This is a genomic window from Streptomyces adustus, from assembly GCF_009377175.1.
GTDB classification, from domain to species: Bacteria; Actinomycetota; Actinomycetes; order Streptomycetales; family Streptomycetaceae; genus Streptomyces; species Streptomyces adustus.
Genome location: NZ_VJZD01000038.1, coordinates 1 through 19,179 on the forward strand (window position 1 = coordinate 1; position 19,179 = coordinate 19,179).

A 19,179-nucleotide genomic window follows, 5' to 3' on the forward strand; every position below is an offset into this window, starting at 1 on the left:
CTCACGCCCCGCGCCCCGCCCCGCTCCCGCATCCGCTCCCGCATCCGGTGCCGGGCCCGGGGGCGTGAGGGATGGCGCGGGGGCTGAACCGGGCCGTGCGGGCGTCCGTGGGTAGGGATGACCTCGACTTCCCGGACCCCGCACCGCCCTCCTCATAGGTCTAAACCAATTTCACGGCGGGCCTTGTCATCGGGCCCCCGTGTCTGATGAGGTGTGGTCTGGGACACAACGGACACCCTTCGAAAGGGAGATGTCGTGAGCAACGAGAGCCTGGCCAACCTGCTGAGGGAGGAGGGAGGACAGTGAACGAGTCCAACGAGCGTTCGTCCCTCTCCAACCTGCTCAAGGAAGAACGCAGGTTCGCGCCACCCGCCGACCTGGCCGCGAACGCCAATGTCACCGCGGAGGCGTACGAACAGGCCAAGGCTGACAGGCTGGGCTTCTGGGCCGAGCAGGCCCGTCGGCTGACCTGGGCCGAGGAGCCGACGGAGACGCTGGACTGGTCGAACCCGCCGTTCGCCAAGTGGTTCAAGGACGGCACGCTGAACGTCGCGTACAACTGCGTCGACCGGCACGTCGAGGCCGGACACGGCGACCGGGTCGCCATCCACTTCGAGGGCGAGCCGGGCGACAGCCGTGCCCTCACCTACGCCGACCTCAAGGACGAGGTCTCCAGGGCCGCCAACGCGCTGCTGGAGCTGGGTGTCCGCAAGGGCGACCGGGTCGCCGTCTACATGCCGATGATCCCCGAGACCGCGATCGCGATGCTGGCTTGCGCCCGTATCGGCGCCGCGCACTCGGTCGTCTTCGGCGGTTTCTCCGCGGACGCCCTCGCCACCCGTATCCAGGACGCCGACGCCAAGGTCGTCATCACCTCCGACGGTGGCTGGCGGCGCGGCAAGCCGTCCGCGCTGAAGCCGGCCGTCGACGAGGCGATCGGCAAGGTCGACAACGTCGAGCACGTGCTCGTGGTCCGCCGCACCGGCCAGGAGGTCGCGTGGCACGACGAGCGTGACGTGTGGTGGCACGAGATCGTGGAGCGGCAGTCGGCCGAGCACACGCCGGAGGCGTTCGAGGCCGAGCAGCCGCTGTTCATCCTCTACACGTCCGGCACGACGGGCAAGCCGAAGGGCATCCTGCACACCTCCGGCGGCTACCTCACCCAGGCCGCGTACACCCACCACGCCGTCTTCGACCTCAAGCCGGAGACCGACGTGTACTGGTGCACGGCCGATGTCGGCTGGGTCACCGGGCACTCGTACATCGTCTATGGGCCGCTGGCCAACGGCGCCACCCAGGTGATGTACGAGGGCACGCCCGACACCCCGCACCAGGGCCGCTTCTGGGAGATCGTGCAGAAGTACGGGGTGACGATCCTGTACACGGCGCCGACCGCCATCCGCACGTTCATGAAGTGGGGCGACGACATCCCCGCGAAGTTCGACCTGTCGTCCCTGCGGGTCCTGGGTTCGGTGGGCGAGCCCATCAACCCCGAGGCGTGGATCTGGTACCGCAAGCACATCGGCGCGGACCGCACGCCGATCGTCGACACCTGGTGGCAGACCGAGACCGGCGCGATGATGATCTCGCCGCTGCCGGGCGTCACCGAGACCAAGCCGGGTTCGGCGCAGACCCCGCTGCCCGGCATCTCCGCGACGGTCGTCGACGACGAGGCGAACGAGGTGCCGAACGGTGGCGGTGGCTACCTCGTCCTCACCGAGCCGTGGCCGTCGATGCTGCGCACCATCTGGGGCGACGACCAGCGGTTCCTCGACACGTACTGGTCCCGGTTCGAAGGCAAGTACTTCGCCGGCGACGGGGCGAAGAAGGACGAGGACGGCGACATCTGGCTGCTGGGCCGGGTCGACGACGTGATGCTGGTGTCCGGCCACAACATCTCGACCACCGAGGTCGAGTCGGCGCTCGTCTCGCACCCGGCGGTCGCCGAGGCGGCCGTGGTCGGCGCGGCGGACGAGACGACCGGGCAGGCCATCGTCGCCTTCGTCATCCTGCGCGGCACGGCGGACGCCGAGGACGAGAACCTCGTCGCCGAACTGCGCAACCACGTCGGCACCACCCTCGGCCCGATCGCCAAGCCCAAGCGCGTCCTGCCGGTGGCGGAGCTGCCGAAGACCCGCTCCGGCAAGATCATGCGCCGGCTGCTGCGGGACGTCGCCGAGAACCGCCAGCTGGGTGACGTCACCACCCTGACGGACTCCTCGGTCATGGATCTCATCCAGTCCAGGCTCCCGGCGGCGCCGAGCGAGGACTGAGGACGGCCCGAGGGGCGCCCGGCCACACATCGGGCGCCCCTTTTGTCCATGAAGAGGCATTTGCCGGTGTAATGGTCGGGTAACCTGACGGCTCAGGGTGTGCCGGGAAGTCTGGTCGGCGATGCCGTCGGCGACCCCGCGCGACGGCTGTCAGCAGCCGTACCGACCCGGAGGTGCCCGTCGTGGCCGCGCCCAGCACCAGTCGACGCAAGTTCCTCGGACGTCTTTCGCTGCCCGAGCGCACCTACGTCATGGACGCCCTGCGCGCCGAGACGGTCGGCGGCGTACTGCTGCTCGCCGCCGCGGTCACGGCGCTGATCTGGTCGAACATACCCGCGCTGCACGACAGTTACGAGAGCGTCAGCCACTTCGAGTTCGGCCCCGAGGCGCTCGGCCTGCATATGTCCGTCGCCCATTGGGCGGCCGACGGGCTGCTCGCCGTCTTCTTCTTCGTCGCCGGCATCGAACTCAAGCGTGAGCTCGTCGCCGGGGATCTGCGCGATGCCCGGGCGGCCGTACTGCCCGTGGTCGCCGCCCTGAGCGGCATGGCGATGCCCGCCGTCGTCTACGCCCTCACGAACGTCGTCGGCGGGGGCTCCATGGACGGCTGGGCGGTGCCCACGGCCACCGACATCGCGTTCGCGCTGGCGGTGCTCGCCGTCATCGGCACCTCGCTGCCGAGCGCCCTGCGCGCCTTCCTGCTCACCCTCGCCGTCGTCGACGACCTGTTCGCGATCCTGATCATCGCCGTCTTCTTCACCGCGGACATCGACTTCGTCGCGCTCGGCGGCGCGGTCGTCGGCCTCGCCGTCTTCTGGCTGCTGCTGCACAAGGGCGTCCGCGGCTGGTACGTGTACGTACCGCTCGCCCTGGTGATCTGGGGGCTGATGTACAACAGCGGCGTGCACGCCACCATCGCCGGCGTCGCCATGGGCCTGATGCTGCGCTGCACCACTCGCGAGGGCGAGGAGCACTCCCCGGGCGAGCAGGTCGAGCACCTGGCACGACCTCTGTCGGCGGGCCTGGCCGTGCCGCTGTTCGCCCTGTTCAGCGCCGGTGTGACGGTCTCCGGCGGCGCGCTCGGGGACGTCTTCACCAAACCGGAGACCCTGGGCGTCGTGCTGGGGCTCGTCGTCGGCAAGACGATCGGGATCTTCGGCGGCACCTGGCTCACCGCCCGCTTCACCCGGGCCTCCCTCAGCGAGGACCTGGCCTGGCCCGACGTGTTCGCCGTGGCCACGCTCGCCGGCATCGGCTTCACCGTCTCGCTGCTCATCGGCGAGCTCGCCTTCGCGGGCGACGACGTGCTGACGGACGAGATCAAGGCCGCCGTGCTCACCGGCTCGCTGATCGCGGCGACGCTGGCGACCGTGCTGCTGAAGCTGCGCAACGCCAAGTACCGCGCGCTGTGCGAGAACGAGGAGCGTGACGACGACCTCGACGGCATCCCGGACATCTACGAGGAGGACGATCCCGCGTACCACCTGCGGATGGCCGAGATCCACGACCGCAAGGCCGCCGAGCACCGCAGGAAGGCCCGGGAGACGGCCGAGGCCCGCAGCAGGCTTGCCGAAGTGGCGGGCGGGGCAGGCGATGAGGACGACGGTCCGGCATGATCTGACGAGACGGTACAAAAGAGCGGGACCGGACGCAGCCGGACAGACGTCGGACGGACTCCGCACCGATGTCGGTCGCAAGGCCGCACCATCCGCACGCAGACACAGGGAGACCTCGATGAGCGCACCCGACGGCAGCCCGGTCGGCGCCGAACGCAGCATCGGCCAGCTGTTCGCCTCGGCGACGACCGAATTGTCGGCGCTGGTGCACGACGAGATCGCGCTGGCGAAGGCCCAGCTGAAGCAGGACGTCAAGAAGGGCGCGACGAGCGGCGGCGCGTTCTCCGTCGCCGCGATGGTCCTGCTGTTCTCCCTGCCGATGCTGAACTTCGCCCTCGCCTACGGCATCCGGACCTGGAGCGGCTGGAACCTCGCCATCTGCTTCCTGCTGTCCTTCGCGGCGAACGTCCTCGTAGCGGCCGTACTGGCCCTGATCGGCGTCGTCTTCGCGAAGAAGGCCAAGCGCAGCAAGGGCCCGCAGAAGGTCGCCGCCTCGATGAAGGAGACGGCCGTCGTGCTCCAGAACGCCAAGCCGCACCCGCGCCCGCAGCCCGCCGCGCTGGAGGACGCGGCGCCCGCCGCCATCGAAGCTGTGGCACGCTCGTCCTCATGACGGACCCCGGCACCCCCTCGGCGCAGCCCACCTCGGTCGTACGCTCGGACGTACCCGGCGGACACGAGGTGACGCACCGGGACGTCGCCGCCAACGGCGCCCGCTTCCACATCGCCGAGCTGGGCGACGGCCCCCTGGTGATGCTGGTGCACGGCTTCCCGCAGTTCTGGTGGACCTGGCGGCACCAGCTGGTCGCCCTGGCCGAGGCGGGCTACCGGGCCGTGGCCATGGACCTGCGCGGGGTGGGCGGCAGCGACCGCACCCCGCGCGGCTACGACCCGGCCAACCTCGCCCTGGACATCACCGGCGTGATCCGCTCGCTCGGCGAGCCGGACGCCGCGCTGGTCGGCCACGGCCTGGGCGGCTATCTGTCGTGGACGGCGGCCGTGATGCGTCCGAAGCTGGTACGACGCCTCGCGGTCGCCTCGATGCCGCACCCCCGGCGCTGGCGCTCCGCGATGCTCTCCGACGTCAAGCAGTCCGCGGCGAGTTCCTACGTCTGGGGGTTCCAGCGGCCCTGGATCCCGGAACGGCAGCTCACCGCCGACGACGGCGCGCTGGTCGGCCGGCTGATCCGGGACTGGTCCGGGCCGCGACTGCCGGACGACGAGGCGGTCGAGACGTACCGCCGTGCCATCTGCATCCCCTCGACGGCGCACTGCTCCATCGAGCCGTACCGGTGGATGGTCCGCTCCCTCGCCCGGCCCGACGGCATCCAGTTCAACCGCCGGATGAAGCGGCCCGTGCGGGTGCCGACCCTCCATCTGCACGGCTCGCTGGACCCGGTGATGCGCACGCGCAGTGCGGCCGGTTCCGGGGAGTACGTCGAAGCGCCGTACCGCTGGCGTCTGTTCGACGGACTGGGGCACTTCCCGCACGAGGAGGATCCGGTCGCCTTCTCGACCGAACTGGTCAACTGGCTGAAGGATCCCGAGCCCGATCGGTGACCCTCGTGACGCGCCCGGTATCCGAACGTGAACAACTGTCCTACGAACAGCCAATTGCCCGACGCATAGGCCAATTGAGGGCCCGGGAGGCGGTTATCGACCTTGGGGCAGGGGCAGACGTCGGGGTATGGGCTGGACGCACGACTACAGTGACGCAGCACGCAACCGCCGCTCCGCCGGTGGTCTGAGCTCCCACCAGAGGGGCGCCCCGGAGCTCGCGGGCGCGAACCCCGGGGTGGGAATCCCGCGCATCCTGCGCCGCCGGGCCCGCTGGGTCTCGGTACGTCTGCGCCACCCGCGCGGCTGACCCGCGCGGGCGGCCGCACCGGCCCGGTGACGGTCCGGCACGAACGCCTCAGAGCGCGCAGCTGTCGCTGTCCACCTGCTGGTTCGCGCTCCGTCCCGCGACGATGTCCTGCCGGATCTCGTCCACGGTGAGCGCGTACCCGGTGTCGGCGTCGTCGAGCGACTTCGCGAACACCACGCCGTACACCTTGCCGTCGGGTGTGAGCAGCGGGCCGCCGGAGTTGCCCTGCCGGACGATCGTGTAGAGCGAGTAGACGTCGCGGCGCACGGTGCCCCGGTGGTAGATGTCCGGACCGTTCGCCGAGATGCGCCCGCGCACGCGCGCGGCACGGACGTCGTACGACCCGTTCTCCGGGAAGCCCGCGACGATCGCGCCGTCGCCGCTCGCGGCGTCCTCGGACGCGAACCGCAGCGCGGGTGCCTGGAGGTCCGGTACGTCGAGTACGGCGATGTCGCGCCGCCAGTCGTAGAGGACGACCGTGGCGTCGTAGCGCTTGCCCTCGCCGCCGATCTGGACGGTGGGCTCGTCGACGCCGCCCACGACGTGGGCGTTGGTCAGCACCCGGCGGTTGCCGAAGACGAAGCCGGTGCCCTCCAGGACCTTGCCGCAGCTCTCGGCGGTGCCGGTGACCTTGACGATGGAGCGCTGCGCGCGCAGGGCGACCGCGCTGTTGGCGAGGGCCGGGTCCGGCGGCTGCACATCGGTGATCGGCTCGTTCGAGAACGGGCTGAAGACCTGCGGGAAGCCGTTCTGCGCGAGGACCGAGGAGAAATCGGCGAACCAGTTGTCGGCCTGGTCGGGCAGCGCCCGGGACACCCCGAGGAGCACCTTGGAGCTGCGGACCTCCTTGCCGAGCGTCGGCAGGGTGGTGCCCGCCAGCGCCGAGCCGATCAGCCAGGCGACCAGCAGCATCGCGACCACGTTGACGAGGGCGCCGCCCGTCGCGTCCAGGGCGCGGGCCGGGGACCAGGTGATGTACCGGCGCAGCTTGTTGCCGAGGTGGGTGGTCAGGGCCTGCCCGACGGAGGCGCAGACGATGACGACGACCACCGCGACGACGGCGGCCGTGGTGCTTACCTCGGAGTTGTCGGTGAGCCAGTCCCAGATGACGGGCAAGAGATAGACGGCGACGAGACCGCCGCCCAGGAAGCCGATCACCGACAGGATGCCGACGACGAACCCCTGGCGATAGCCGACGATCGCGAACCACACGGCCGCGACCAACAGCAGGATGTCCAGCACGTTCACCGCTTCAGGCCTCGCCTCAACACTTTCCGGTTACTCCAGACGGCCGGGGGCCCGGAGGTTGTCCTCCGGATGGACACGACTTGGTGGACACCCTGTCATGACCGCCAGTCGAGTGGCACCGTCTTCTCCCGGTCCCAGGGCCGCTCCCAGCCCGCGAAGTGCAGCAGCCGGTCGATCACACCGGCCGTGAATCCCCACACCAGGGCCGATTCGACCAGAAATGCCGGACCCCGGTGGCCGCTGGGATGGACCGTGGTGGCGCGGTTCGCCGGGTCCGTGAGATCCGCCACGGGGACCGTGAAGACCCGGGCCGTCTCGTTCGGGTCGACGACCCCGACCGGGCTCGGCTCGCGCCACCAGCCCAGCACCGGGGTCACGACGAAGCCGCTCACCGGGATGTACAGCTTGGGCAGCACACCGAAGAGCTGGACACCGCCCGGATCGAGACCGGTCTCCTCCTCGGCCTCGCGCAGGGCCGCGTGCAGGGGGCCGTCGGCCTTCGGGTCGCCGTCCTCGGGATCCAGGGCGCCGCCCGGGAAGGAGGGTTGGCCGGCGTGGGAGCGCAGCGAGCCGGCCCGCTCCATCAGCAGCAGTTCCGGACCGAGGTCCCCCTCGCCGAACAGGATCAGTACGGCCGACTGCCGTCCCGCACCGTTCTCCGGGGGCAGGAAGCGGCTCAACTGGAGCGGCTCCACCGTCTCGACGGCGTGCACCACCGGGTCGAGCCACTCGGGAAGTCCGCTCCTGCTCAGCACCACCGGCCCGCCCTGGGTATTACTCGCCCGCGTCATCGCCACCCCCCTCGTCCTGCCCGTTCCAACGCGCCGCACCCCCGAGATCGTTCCGGCCGGCCCGTCCGACCTGTTCGGCCCGCTCGCCGGGCCCGTCCGCCCGGCCCGTCATCCGGCCCCCAGCGGCGGCGCCGGCCTGCCGCCCGCGTCCAGGTAGGACTGCGGGGGCTTCAGGCGCTGGCCCGGGAAGCCGCCCTTCTCGTACTTGAGCAGCTTCCGCGCCTTCTCCGGGTCCGTCTCGCCCTCTCCGTACGCCGGGCAGAGCGGGGCGATGGGGCAGGCGCCGCAGGCCGGTTTGCGGGCGTGGCAGATGCGGCGGCCGTGGAAGATCACATGGTGCGAGAGCATCGTCCAGGCGCTCTTGGGGAAGAGCGCCCCGACGGCTGCCTCGATCTTGTCCGGGTCGCTCTCCTCGGTCCACCGCCAGCGCTTCACCAGCCGCTGGAAGTGCGTGTCCACGGTGATGCCGGGTCGGCCGAAGGCGTTGCCGAGCACGACGAACGCGGTCTTGCGGCCGACGCCGGGCAGCTTGACGAGATCCTCCAGCCGGCCCGGGACCTCGCCGCCGAACTGCTCCGCCAGGGCCTTGGAGAGGCCTATCACCGACTTGGTCTTGGCCCGGAAGAATCCCGTGGGGCGGAGGATCTCCTCGACCTCCTCGGGGTTGGCCGCGGCGAGGTCCTCGGGGGTGGGGTATCTGGCGAAGAGCGCGGGGGTGGTCTGGTTGACCCGCAGGTCCGTGGTCTGGGCGGACAGCACCGTGGCGACCAGCAGCTGGAAGGGGTTCTCGAAGTCCAGTTCGGGGTGGGCGTAGGGGTAGACCTCGGCGAGCTCGCGGTCGATGCGCCGGGCGCGGCGGACGAGGGCGGTGTGCGATTCGGCCTTCGCCGGCCTGGCGGCCTTGACCGGTTCGGCGGTCTTCGCGGACGCGCCGGTCCTGGCGGACTTGGCGGTCTTCGCGGACGCGGCAGGCTTGGCGGTCTTCGCGGGCTTGGCGGACGCGGCAGGCTCGGCGGGCTTCGCGGGCGTGGCGGCTGCGGCCGGCTCCGCCGCCCTCGCGGCCGTCTTCTTCGCCCGAGCCCCCGTCACCGGCTTCTTCGCCGTGGCCTCGACGGCCGCCTCCGCCGCCTTCTCTCCACCATCGGACTCCTGTTCGCCCACAGCGGAATCACGCCCTGCACCCACCCGTACAGCCCCCTTGGCCTGTGCTCTCACCGGCTTTTTGGACACCCGGCCAGCCTAGAGCCCGGCACCGACATCCGCCTTGGACCCCGAAGATCGGCCCCCAATTGGCCCCCTGCCGCTTACCTCGGGACATGTGTGCGGCATCCTTGTGACAGATCACACTGTTTGGACCGTCCGGCAAAATGGGGAACACGGTCCCCTGGTACACCGGGGAGCAAGATCCCCTGAGCAGGTCGACAAGGAGAGAACTCGTGGACGATGTTCTGCGGCGCAACCCGCTCTTCGCGGCACTCGACGACGAGCAGGCCGCGGAGCTTCGCGCCTCCATGAGTGAGGTGACCCTGGCTCGCGGCGACTCCCTCTTCCACGAGGGCGACCCGGGAGACCGGCTCTACGTGGTCACCGAGGGCAAGGTCAAGCTGCATCGCACCTCCCCCGACGGCCGCGAGAACATGCTCGCGGTGGTCGGCCCCAGCGAACTCATCGGCGAGCTGTCGCTCTTCGACCCGGGCCCGCGCACCGCGACGGCCACGGCGCTGACCGAGGTGAAGCTGCTCGGCCTCGGTCACGGCGACCTCCAGCCCTGGCTGAACGCCCGCCCCGAGGTGGCCACCGCGCTGCTGCGGGCCGTCGCCCGCCGTCTGCGCAAGACCAACGACGCCATGTCCGACCTGGTCTTCTCGGACGTCCCGGGCCGCGTGGCCCGCGCGCTGCTGGACCTCTCCCGACGCTTCGGCGTGCAGTCCGAGGAGGGCATCCACGTCGTCCACGACCTGACGCAGGAGGAGCTGGCCCAGCTCGTCGGCGCCTCGCGCGAGACGGTCAACAAGGCGCTCGCCGACTTCGCCCAGCGCGGCTGGCTCCGGCTGGAGGCCCGTGCGGTGATCCTGCTGGACGTGGAGCGACTGGCGAAGCGCTCGCGCTGACCCGGCGTCGACCGGCCGGCTGACGACACCGCACACTGACCCGTCGTCAACCGGCCGCCGTCACACCGAGCCGACGCCGCCGAGCCGGCCCCACGTCCCGTACCGCGCCGAAAACGCGGAGACGCCGCCGCAGCCGTCGGGGCACAGTGAACGCGTGACCAAACCCGTTCGCCGCCCCGGCCTCGACGCCGAGGGACACATCGTCCGCGAAGGCTCCCTCGCGCGCGTGCCGCCCGGCTACGGCCCCGTCGTGGCCACGGCACGGCAGCGACTGCCGGAGGTGTTCGGCACGCGCTTGCACAGCGCGTACCTCTACGGCTCGATCCCGCGGGGCACCGCGCGCCCGGGGCGCAGCGACCTGGATCTGCTTCTCGTCCTGCACGCGGAGCCGACCGAGGCGGACCGGGCGGACGCACGGGCCCTCGACGCGGAGCTCGACACGAGGTTCCCGCAGCTCGACGGGTGCGGCACGCTGCTGTTCGGCCGCGAGCGGGTGCTGAGCGACCTGGAGCGCCACGACCTCGGCTGGTTCGTCGCGTGTCTGTGCACACCGCTGCTGGGCGAGGACCTCGCCGCCGCTCTGCCGCGCTACCGCCCCGGCCCGCTGCTCGCCCGTGAGACCAACGGGGACCTGGCCCTGCTCCTGCCCCGCTGGCGTCGGCGGATCGCCGACGCCGAGGACACCGAGCAGGCGCGGCGGCCCCTCGTCCGCTTCATGTCGCGGCATCTGGTCCGCACCGGTTTCACCCTCGTCATGCCCCGCTGGAACGGCTGGACCAGCGACCTGCGCGAGATGGCCGGGGCGTTCGGCGACTACTACCCGCAGCGGGCCGGGCAGCTCCGGGCCGCGGCCGTGCTCGGGTACGAGCCGACCGGCGACCGGGACGTCCTGCGGTCGTACGTCGACGACCTCGGCCCGTGGCTCGCCGAGGAGTACGCGCGCGTGCACGGCGTCAAGGCGGCCAGGCCCGACTGACACACCGGGGCCGGGAAGTCCGGTCAGAGGCGCCGGCCCGGGATGAGCCCGTGCTCCTCCAGGTACTCCAGCTGCGCCCGTACCGACAGCTCCGCCGCCGGCCACAGGGAACGGTCGACGTCCGCGTACACGTGGGCGACGACCTCCGCCGGGCTCCGGTGGCCGTTCTCGACGGCCGTCTCGATCTGGGCGAGCCGGTGGGCGCGGTGGGCGAGATAGAACTCGACGGCGCCCTGGGCGTCCTCCAGGACCGGTCCGTGGCCGGGCAGCACCGTGTGGACGCCGTCGTCGACCGTGAGCGACCTCAGCCGCCGCAGGGAGTCCAGGTAGTCGCCCAGGCGGCCGTCGGGGTGCGCCACCATCGTCGTACCGCGGCCCAGGACCGTGTCACCGGTCAGGACGGCGCCGTCGGCCGGGAGGTGGAAGCACAGGGAGTCCGAGGTGTGGCCGGGGGCCGGCACCACCCGCAGCTCCAGGCCGCCGACCTCGATCACCTGACCGGCGGCCAGCCCCTCGTCGCCCAGCCGCAGGGCCGGGTCCAGGGCCCGCACCTTCGTGCCCGTCAGCTCGGCGAAGCGGGCGGCGCCCTCCGCGTGGTCGGGGTGGCCGTGCGTCAGCAGGGTCAGCGCGATCCGCTTGCCGGCCTGCCGGGCCATGTCGACGACGGCGCCGAGGTGGCCCTCGTCCAGCGGGCCCGGGTCGACCACGACGGCCAGCTCCGAGTCCGGCTCGGCGAGGATCCAGGTGTTCGTGCCGTCCAGGGTCATCGCGGAGGCGTTGGGCGCCAGAACGTTGACGGCCCGTCGGGTGGCGGGGCCGGAGAGGACAGCGCCGCGCGGCTGGCCGGGAAGGGCTGCTGCGTCCGTCATTCGGGGGCTCCACCGGTCGGGATGTGCTTGGTGAACTCGTCGTGGCCGGGCCAGGAGAGCACGACGTCGCCGTCCTCCAGGCGGGCGCGGGCCAGCACGGGGGTCAGGTCGCGGCCGGGCGCCGCGGCCAGCGCCTCGGCCGCGGTGGCGTACGGGACCAGCTGGCGCAGGGTCGCCACGGTGGGCGGCATCATCAGCAGCTCGCCCTTGTCGTACGAGGCCGCCGCCTCCACCGGCCGGATCCACACCGTGCGGTCGGCCTCCGTGGAGACGTTGCGGGTGCGCTGGCCCTCGGGGAGGGCGGCCACGAAGAACCAGGTGTCGTAGCGGCGCGCCTCGAACTCGGGGGTGATCCAGCGCGTCCAGGCGCCGAGCAGGTCGGAGCGCAGGACCAGGCCGCGGCGGTCGAGGAATTCCGCGAAGGACAGGTCGCGGGCGACCAGGGCGGCACGGTCGGCCTCCCAGTCCGCGCCCGTGGTGTCGCCGACGACCGTCTCGGGGGTCGGTCCGGCCAGCAGGACGCCGGCCTCCTCGTACATCTCCCGCACGGCCGCGCAGACGATCGCCTGGGCGGCCCTCTCCTCGACGCCGAGCCGGTCGGCCCACCACGCGCGCGTGGGGCCCGCCCAGCGGACGAGGTGGTCGTCGTCACGGGCGTCGACACCGCCGCCCGGGTACGCGTACGCGCCTCCGGCGAAGGCCATGGAGGCGCGTCTGCGCAGCATGTGCACGGCGGGGCCGCCGTCGGTGTCCTTCAGGAGCATGACGGTGGCCGCGCGCCGGGGGACCACAGGGGTGAGGGTGCCCTCCGTGAGCGCACGGATGCGCTCGGGCCAGTCCGCGGGAAACCACTGCCCATTCGCCATGGGCGGAGGCTATCCCGTAGCGCGCGGATGTTCGAGGGCCACGATCACCGAGCCCGGCGGAAGAACCCCAGGAAGAACCCTGTAGGAGCCCCAGGGAGCCCTTGGCCGGGCCCCTGGGGAAACCCCGGCCGGAATAGCCCGGGGGAACGGGTTCACGCGTGCGTGAGCTCCACCTGGATCTCGACCTCGACCGGGGCGTCCAGCGGCAGCACCGCCACGCCGACCGCGCTGCGCGCGTGCACGCCCTTGTCGCCGAGCACCTCGCCCAGCAGCTCGCTGGCACCGTTGACGACACCGGGCTGGCCGGTGAAGTCGGACGCCGAGGCCACGAAGCCGACGACCTTCACCACGCGCGCGACGCGGTCCAGGTCGCCCGCGACGGACTTCACGGCGGCCAGCGCGTTCAGCGCGCAGGTGCGGGCGAGTTCCTTGGCCTCCTCGGCGGTGACCTCCCCGCCCACCTTGCCGGTGACCGGAAGCTTGCCGTCCACCATCGGGAGCTGGCCGGAGGTGTACACGTACACGCCGGACTGCACGGCCGGCTGGTACGCGGCGAGCGGGGGCACGACGGCCGGCAGGGTCAGGCCCAGCTCGGCGAGCTTCTCCTCGACGGCGCTCATGCCTGCCGCTCCCGCTTCAGGTAGGCCACGAGCTGCTCGGGGTTGTTCGGTCCGGGTACGACCTGGACGAGCTCCCAGCCGTCCTCGCCCCAGGTGTCCAGGATCTGCTTCGTGGCATGGACGAGCAGTGGCACGGTTGCGTATTCCCACTTGGTCATGTGGCCGACTTTATCCGCTGTGACCGGTGGGACAGGCGGCCGACCACGAGGGTCGGCACGAGCGGCGATACGAACGGCCGTACAGCAGCGGGCTCGGCGGTCGTCGCGGCGCTTTCCGGACCGTCGGCCATCGCCCCGGCGGCCTCCCGCCGTCCGGGAAACCGCAGCCTGGCGGCCGTGTCGCGGCCCCGCCGTCCACAGGCCATGTGGCCGAGTCGCACCCCTGTTGTCCACAGCCTGCCGGTTGGCTCGGGCGCGGACTGGTTACGCTCGAAGACGTGAGCAGGCTCCAGGTCGTCAGCGGCAAGGGCGGGACCGGAAAGACGACGGTCGCCGCCGCCCTCGCGCTGGCCCTCGCGACCGAGGGGAAGCGGACGCTTCTCGTCGAGGTCGAGGGCCGGCAGGGCATCGCGCAGCGCTTCGAGACGGAGGCGCTGCCCTACGAGGAGCGGAAGATCGCCGTCGCTCCCGGGGGCGGGGAGGTGTTCGCCCTCGCCATCGACCCCGAACTGGCCCTGTTGGACTACCTCCAGATGTTCTACAAGCTGGGCAGCGCCGGCCGGGCCCTGAAGAAGCTCGGCGCGATCGACTTCGCCACCACCATCGCGCCCGGCCTCAGGGACGTGCTCCTGACCGGCAAGGCCTGCGAGGCGGTGCGCAGAAAGGACAAATCCGGCCGGTTCCGGTACGACTACGTCGTCATGGACGCGCCCCCCACGGGCCGCATCACGCGCTTCCTCAACGTCAACGACGAGGTGGCGGGCCTGGCGAAGATCGGGCCGATACACAATCAGGCCCAGGCCGTGATGCGGGTGCTGAAGTCGCCGGAGACGGCCGTGCACCTGGTGACACTGCTGGAGGAGATGCCCGTCCAGGAGACCGCCGACGGCATCGCGGAACTGCGCGCCGCCCGGCTGCCGGTGGGTCGGGTCATCGTGAACATGGTGCGGCCCGAGGTGCTGGACGCCGCCGACCTGGAACTCGTACGGACCGTGCCGCGCGCCGCCGTGGCGCGCTCGCTGTCGGCCGCCGGACTCGGCGGGGCGCGGCGCGGCGGGCACGCCGAGCGGCTGGTGGATCCGCTGCTGGCGCAGGCCGAGGAGTACGCCGAACGGCACACGCTGGAACACGAGCAGCGGGCCGTGCTGGGCGAGCTGGGCCTGCCGTTGCACGAACTGCCGCTGCTCGCCGAGGGCATGGACCTGGCGGGCCTGTACGAGCTGGCCACCGAGCTGCGGAAGCAGGGGATGTCATGAGTCCGGACCCGGCGCACGCGCAGGACACCGCGCGACGTCTCGCCCCCGCGCGCGTGCTCGACCTCGATCCGCTGCTCGACGACCCCGGGACCCGCATCGTCGTCTGCTGCGGCTCGGGCGGGGTCGGGAAGACCACCACCGCGGCGGCGCTGGGTCTGCGCGCGGCCGAGCGGGGCCGCAAGGTCGTCGTCCTCACCATCGACCCGGCCCGTCGGCTCGCCCAGTCGATGGGCATCGACTCGCTCGACAACACCCCGCGGCGCGTGAAGGGCGTCGAGGGCAGTGGTGAGCTGCACGCCATGATGCTCGACATGAAGCGCACCTTCGACGAGATCGTCGAGGCGCACGCCGACCGGGAGCGGGCGGCCACGATCCTCGCCAACCCCTTCTACCAGTCGCTCTCGGCGGGCTTCGCGGGCACGCAGGAGTACATGGCGATGGAGAAGCTCGGGCAGCTGCGGGCCCGGGACGAGTGGGATCTGATCGTCGTCGACACACCGCCGTCCCGCTCGGCGCTGGACTTCCTCGACGCGCCGAAGCGGCTCGGGTCGTTCCTGGACGGACGGCTGATCCGGCTGCTGACGGCGCCGGCGAAGCTGGGCGGGCGCGCGGGCATGAAGTTCCTGAACGTCGGGATGTCGATGATGACCGGCACGCTCGGCAAGCTGCTGGGCGGTCAGCTGCTGAAGGACGTACAGACGTTCGTGGCCGCGATGGACACGACCTTCGGCGGCTTCCGGACCCGCGCGGACGCGACGTACAAGCTGCTCCAGGCGCCCGGAACGGCGTTCCTGGTGGTCGCGGCCCCGGAGCGGGACGCGCTGCGCGAGGCCGCCTACTTCGTGGAACGGCTGGCCGCGGAGAAGATGCCGCTGGCCGGTCTGGTGCTCAACCGGGTCCACGGCAGCGGAGCCGCCCGGTTGTCTGCCGAGCGGGCGCTCGCCGCCGCCGAGAATCTCGACCTCGCCGCCGACACCGCGGAGGAGGGTTCCGACCCCGCCGTCGAACCCGCCGCGGAAAATCTTGAAGACTCCCGCATTGTGGATCAGGACGGCGGGAAGGTTGGTCTTCGTAACTCTCCCGACACGTACGGCAGTTCAGAGTCCCCCGCGTCGCGGCCCGGCCCCCCGGCCCCGGAGCGGCCCAGCGAAGCCGACCAGCCCACCGGAGCCCATCAGAGCGTCGAGCAGCTCACCGCAGGTCTGCTGCGCCTGCACGCCGAACGTATGCAACTACTCTCCCGCGAGCAGCGCACACGTGACCGCTTCACCGCGCTCCACCCCGAGGTGGCCGTGGCCGAAGTGGGCGCGCTGCCGGGTGACGTGCACGACCTCACAGGGTTGCGGGACATCGGGAACCGGCTCGCGGCCAACCGGCCGGAGCTGCCCGAGGCCGCCGGCGACTGAGTCGCCGCCGGCCGAGCCGATGGTCCGCTCAGCTCACCGCCGCATAGTTCTCGTACACCTGGTCGTCGTCGAGCGACACAATGCCCGCGCCGCGCTCGTACTCCGCACGAGCCGTCTCCAGCAACCTGCGCCAGGAGGTCACGGTGGGTCGCCTGCGCAGCAGTGCGCGGCGCTCCCGCTCCGTCATGCCTCCCCACACGCCGAATTCGACGCGGTTGTCGAGCGCATCGGCCAGACATTCGGTGCGCACCGGACATCCGGTGCACACCGCCTTGGCCCTGTTCTGCGCTGCTCCCTGCACGAACAGTTCATCCGGATCGGTAGTGCGGCAGGCGGCCTGCGCACTCCAGTCGGTAACCCAGCCCATACCGGCGCCGTCCTCTCCCGAATCGAGGCTCCCCCACGGCGGCAGCGGCATATTCACCGCCGCCAGTTGAGGACGTTACGGAAGGCGAGGGCAGCGCAACACCCCCGTCGGGCCCAATCTTGAATGGCCCGAACGGACTATGGGTAAGCGGCAGATCACCCGGGGGAGTGAGCTGGCGACATGCGCGACTATCCCGACAGAAACGGGACAGTTCTGTCTAGTCACAACGGGCGCCATGTGACACAGGAGGCGGATTCGGACACGCCCCCACCAAAAAAGTCGGGGAACCTCCGGAACGATTCGGGGTCGCCGGACGTATTGATACGTAGCCCTACTGCTGTGACAGTTGGGAGCAGCTTAGGCCAAGGCATATACGCGTGTCCGGCGAATGAGAACGTAGGCTGCCCCCATGCCAAAGAAGCGCTCGGGCGGTGGCCTGTCGGCAACACAGCAGGCCGCCAAGTTCCTCGGTGTCAGCGTGCTCGCGGGAGCCCTCCTGGCCGGTATCGCCCTGCCCGCCTTCGGTGTGCTGGGCCTGGCAGCCAAGGGATCGGTGGAAAGCTTCGACGAGCTCCCGGCGAACCTGAAGACGCCACCGCTGAGTCAGCGCACCACCATCCTCGACGCCGACGGCGGCCAGCTCGCCACGGTGTACTCGCGCGACCGCACGGTGGTCGAGCTCAAGAACATCTCGCCGTACATGCAGAAGGCGATCGTCGCGATCGAGGACTCGCGCTTCTACCAGCACGGAGCCGTCGACCTGAAGGGCGTCCTGCGCGCACTGAACAAGAACGTGCAGAGCAGCGGTGTCGCCCAGGGCGCCTCCACGCTCACCCAGCAGTACGTGAAGAACGTCTTCGTCGAGGAGGCGGGCGACGACCCGACGAAGGTCGCCCAGGCCACCCAGCAGACCCTCGGCCGCAAGATCCAGGAGCTGAAGTTCGCGATCCAGGTCGAGGAGGAGCTCGGCAAGAAGAAGATCCTCGAGAACTACCTGAACATCACGTTCTTCGGTGAGCAGGCCTACGGCGTCGAGGCGGCGGCCCAGCGCTACTTCTCCAAGCACGCCAAGGACCTCACCCTGCCGGAGTCGGCGATGCTCGCCGGAATCGTGCAGTCCCCGAGCCGCTACGACCCGGTGAACGACGAGGCGGAGGCCACCAAGCGCCGCAACGTCGTGCTCCAGCGCATGGCCGATGTCGGCGACATCTCCCAGGCCGAGGCCGACCAGGCCAAGGAGACGCCGCTGAAGCTGAAGGTCAGCCAGCCCAAGAACGGCTGCATCACCGCCGTCCGGGGCGCCAGTTTCTTCTGCAAGTACGTCGAGAAGGTCTTCCTGAACGACCCGGTCTTCGGCAAGACCCAGGAGGCGCGGGCGAAGCTCTGGAACCAGGGCGGCCTGACCATCCGCACCACGCTCCAGCCGCAGGCCCAGGAGTCGGTGCAGGCCTCGCTCAAGAGCCACGTCAACAAGTCGGACAAGGTCGCCGCGGCGGCCACCCTGGTGGAGCCCGGCACCGGCAAGATCGTCGGGATGGGCCAGTCGAAGCCGTACGGCTACGGCAAGAACGAGACCGAGTACAACTTCTCGGTCAACGCCCAGATGGGCGGATCGAACTTCGGCTTCCCGACCGGCTCGACGTTCAAGCCGTTCGTGGCCGCGGCCGCGCTGGAGGGCGGCAAGCCCGCCACCCAGGAGTACTCGTCGCCGTACGACATGGACTACCCGAGCCCGGTCCAGACGTGCAGCAGCAAGCCGTGGACCAACCAGGACGGCGACAAGGTCGAGAACGAGAGCGAGTCGGAGTCCGGCCCGTACCAGATGAAGGAGGCGATGGCCAAGTCGGTCAACACCTACTTCGTGCAGATGATCTCCGACATCGGCCTGTGCCCCGTGGTGAAGATGACCGACGCGCTGCATGTCACGCAGGGCAACGGCACCAAGCTTCCCGAGACCCCTTCCATCGCCCTCGGCGCCGTCGGCCTCTCGCCGCTGACGATGGCCAGCGCGTACGCCGCCTTCGCCTCCCGGGGCATGTACTGCACGCCGATCGCGATCGAGTCGATCTCGCAGAAGCTCGGCAACCAGCGGAAGTCGCTGGAGGTCCCGAAGTCGACGTGCTCGCGCGCGATGACCGAGAAGACGGCCGACACGGTGAACACGCTGCTGCGCGGCGTGGTCGACTCCGGTACGGGCCAGCAGGCCGGCCTCACCGACCGTGAGAGCGCGGGCAAGACGGGTACGACGGACGAGCGCAAGAACGCCTGGTTCGTCGGCTACACGCCGAACCTGTCGGGTGCCGTCTGGGTCGGCAGCGCCTCCCAGAAGGTCCAGATGACGAAGATCACGATCGGCGGCGTCTACCGCGCGCTCGTCTACGGCGGTCAGGTCCCGGGCCCGATCTGGAAGGACGCCATGACCGGCGCGCTCTCGGGCAAGCCCGTCCAGTCCTTCAACCTGGTCGACATCCCGGACGCCCCGAAGGACAGGGACCAGGACAAGGGCGACGACCACGGCAACAACGGCAGCAACCCCACCAACGGCGGGTTCATCTCCGGTCTGACGAACGGCGGCAACAACGGCGGCAACCCGAACCCCACGTACTCGCTCCCGGACGGGTTCATCCAGGGCAACAACGGGAACGGGGGACGGCACTGAGCCGCCCCGCCGGGACCTGATACACGTCCTGTGAACGAGGACCGGCCCCTTCCCCCGCGCCGTCACGACGCGGAGGAAGGGGCCGGTGCCGTTCAG

The 19,179-nt window shown here is 70.8% G+C and carries 18 protein-coding genes; 10 read left to right on the forward strand and 8 right to left on the reverse strand.

Features of this window, described 5'->3' with window-relative positions; translation table 11 throughout:
• The first annotated feature begins 302 nt into the window (after positions 1–302).
• From acs to FNH09_RS48440, 5 genes are all read left to right on the forward strand, one after another.
• Entirely contained in the window at positions 303–2,273 is a 1,971-nt protein-coding gene (gene acs / locus FNH09_RS12300; protein WP_162468468.1) for an acetate--CoA ligase, read from the forward strand.
• Between the two features lie 182 nt (positions 2,274–2,455).
• Positions 2,456–3,889 (forward strand): Na+/H+ antiporter NhaA, encoded by a 1,434-nt coding sequence (gene nhaA / locus FNH09_RS12305; RefSeq protein ID WP_162468469.1) that lies wholly within the window; start codon positions 2,456–2,458, stop codon positions 3,887–3,889.
• Between the two features lie 118 nt (positions 3,890–4,007).
• On the forward strand, positions 4,008–4,502 hold the full coding sequence (locus tag FNH09_RS12310) for a phage holin family protein (RefSeq protein ID WP_152887097.1): 495 nt from the start codon (positions 4,008–4,010) through the stop codon (positions 4,500–4,502).
• Entirely contained in the window at positions 4,499–5,449 is a 951-nt protein-coding gene (locus FNH09_RS12315; RefSeq protein ID WP_152887099.1) for an alpha/beta fold hydrolase, read from the forward strand. The genes FNH09_RS12310 and FNH09_RS12315 overlap by 4 nt, the downstream gene beginning before the upstream one ends.
• A gap of 127 nt (positions 5,450–5,576) precedes the next feature.
• Positions 5,577–5,756, forward strand: a complete 180-nt coding sequence (locus FNH09_RS48440; RefSeq protein ID WP_152887101.1) for a hypothetical protein — start codon at positions 5,577–5,579, stop codon at positions 5,754–5,756.
• 48 nt (positions 5,757–5,804) lie between these two features.
• On the opposite strand, the gene FNH09_RS12325 is transcribed toward FNH09_RS48440, so the two are convergent.
• The 3 genes from FNH09_RS12325 to nth form a co-directional block, all read right to left on the reverse strand.
• Positions 5,805–7,004 carry a MarP family serine protease gene (locus FNH09_RS12325; RefSeq protein WP_162468470.1) on the reverse strand — a complete coding sequence of 400 codons (1,200 nt, stop codon included), beginning with the start codon at positions 7,002–7,004 and terminating at the stop codon, positions 5,805–5,807.
• A 95-nt stretch (positions 7,005–7,099) separates the two neighbouring features.
• Positions 7,100–7,795 carry an NUDIX hydrolase gene (locus tag FNH09_RS12330; protein WP_152887103.1) on the reverse strand — a complete coding sequence of 232 codons (696 nt, stop codon included), beginning with the start codon at positions 7,793–7,795 and terminating at the stop codon, positions 7,100–7,102.
• 108 nt (positions 7,796–7,903) lie between these two features.
• Complete coding sequence (nth, locus tag FNH09_RS12335; protein WP_162468471.1) at positions 7,904–8,956, reverse strand: endonuclease III; 1,053 nt, start codon at positions 8,954–8,956, stop codon at positions 7,904–7,906.
• 275 nt (positions 8,957–9,231) lie between these two features.
• Between nth and FNH09_RS12340 the strand changes: the two genes are divergently transcribed.
• The gene (locus FNH09_RS12340) at positions 9,232–9,906 is read left to right on the forward strand and encodes a Crp/Fnr family transcriptional regulator (protein WP_020129286.1); all 675 of its coding nucleotides are present in this window, start codon (positions 9,232–9,234) and stop codon (positions 9,904–9,906) included.
• Between the two features lie 154 nt (positions 9,907–10,060).
• The gene (locus FNH09_RS12345; protein WP_162468472.1) at positions 10,061–10,882 is read left to right on the forward strand and encodes a nucleotidyltransferase domain-containing protein; all 822 of its coding nucleotides are present in this window, start codon (positions 10,061–10,063) and stop codon (positions 10,880–10,882) included.
• Positions 10,883–10,905: 23 nt separating this feature from the next.
• On the opposite strand, the gene FNH09_RS12350 is transcribed toward FNH09_RS12345, so the two are convergent.
• The 4 genes from FNH09_RS12350 to FNH09_RS12365 form a co-directional block, all read right to left on the reverse strand.
• Complete coding sequence (locus FNH09_RS12350; RefSeq protein ID WP_152887107.1) at positions 10,906–11,751, reverse strand: MBL fold metallo-hydrolase; 846 nt, start codon at positions 11,749–11,751, stop codon at positions 10,906–10,908.
• Complete coding sequence (locus FNH09_RS12355) at positions 11,748–12,617, reverse strand: NUDIX hydrolase (protein WP_152887109.1); 870 nt, start codon at positions 12,615–12,617, stop codon at positions 11,748–11,750. Before FNH09_RS12355 ends, FNH09_RS12350 begins: the two co-directional genes overlap by 4 nt.
• 152 nt (positions 12,618–12,769) lie before the next feature.
• Entirely contained in the window at positions 12,770–13,237 is a 468-nt protein-coding gene (locus FNH09_RS12360; RefSeq protein WP_152887111.1) for a RidA family protein, read from the reverse strand.
• Entirely contained in the window at positions 13,234–13,395 is a 162-nt protein-coding gene (locus FNH09_RS12365) for a Sp36 family protein (RefSeq protein WP_010986011.1), read from the reverse strand. The genes FNH09_RS12360 and FNH09_RS12365 overlap by 4 nt, the downstream gene beginning before the upstream one ends.
• A 278-nt stretch (positions 13,396–13,673) precedes the next feature.
• On the opposite strand from FNH09_RS12365, the gene bagA reads away from it, so the two are divergent.
• Both bagA and bagB read left to right on the forward strand, forming a co-directional pair.
• The gene (bagA, locus tag FNH09_RS12370) at positions 13,674–14,651 is read left to right on the forward strand and encodes an ATPase BagA (RefSeq protein ID WP_162468473.1); all 978 of its coding nucleotides are present in this window, start codon (positions 13,674–13,676) and stop codon (positions 14,649–14,651) included.
• Positions 14,648–16,057: an ATPase BagB gene (bagB, locus tag FNH09_RS12375; RefSeq protein WP_152887113.1), complete on the forward strand. Its 1,410-nt coding sequence runs from the start codon at positions 14,648–14,650 to the stop codon at positions 16,055–16,057. Before bagA ends, bagB begins: the two co-directional genes overlap by 4 nt.
• 28 nt (positions 16,058–16,085) lie before the next feature.
• On the opposite strand, the gene wblA is transcribed toward bagB, so the two are convergent.
• The gene (gene wblA, locus FNH09_RS12380; protein WP_202919653.1) at positions 16,086–16,424 is read right to left on the reverse strand and encodes a transcriptional regulator WblA; all 339 of its coding nucleotides are present in this window, start codon (positions 16,422–16,424) and stop codon (positions 16,086–16,088) included.
• Positions 16,425–16,833: 409 nt separating this feature from the next.
• Between wblA and FNH09_RS12390 the strand changes: the two genes are divergently transcribed.
• A complete protein-coding gene (locus FNH09_RS12390) occupies positions 16,834–19,083 on the forward strand; it encodes a transglycosylase domain-containing protein (protein WP_152887115.1) in 2,250 nt (749 codons plus the stop codon).
• Positions 19,084–19,179: the final 96 nt, after the last annotated feature.

Coding starts and splice junctions, on each gene's coding strand:
- FNH09_RS12310 (WP_152887097.1), top strand. CDS start 4,008: ATGAGCGCACCCGACGGCAGCCCGGTCGGCGCCGAACGCAGCATCGGC.
- FNH09_RS12315 (WP_152887099.1), top strand. CDS start 4,499: ATGACGGACCCCGGCACCCCCTCGGCGCAGCCCACCTCGGTCGTACGC.
- FNH09_RS48440 (WP_152887101.1), top strand. CDS start 5,577: ATGGGCTGGACGCACGACTACAGTGACGCAGCACGCAACCGCCGCTCC.
- FNH09_RS12330 (WP_152887103.1), bottom strand. CDS start 7,795: ATGACGCGGGCGAGTAATACCCAGGGCGGGCCGGTGGTGCTGAGCAGG.
- FNH09_RS12350 (WP_152887107.1), bottom strand. CDS start 11,751: ATGACGGACGCAGCAGCCCTTCCCGGCCAGCCGCGCGGCGCTGTCCTC.
- FNH09_RS12355 (WP_152887109.1), bottom strand. CDS start 12,617: ATGGCGAATGGGCAGTGGTTTCCCGCGGACTGGCCCGAGCGCATCCGT.
- FNH09_RS12360 (WP_152887111.1), bottom strand. CDS start 13,237: ATGAGCGCCGTCGAGGAGAAGCTCGCCGAGCTGGGCCTGACCCTGCCG.
- FNH09_RS12365 (WP_010986011.1), bottom strand. CDS start 13,395: ATGACCAAGTGGGAATACGCAACCGTGCCACTGCTCGTCCATGCCACG.
- bagB (WP_152887113.1), top strand. CDS start 14,648: ATGAGTCCGGACCCGGCGCACGCGCAGGACACCGCGCGACGTCTCGCC.
- wblA (WP_202919653.1), bottom strand. CDS start 16,424: ATGGGCTGGGTTACCGACTGGAGTGCGCAGGCCGCCTGCCGCACTACC.
- FNH09_RS12390 (WP_152887115.1), top strand. CDS start 16,834: ATGCCAAAGAAGCGCTCGGGCGGTGGCCTGTCGGCAACACAGCAGGCC.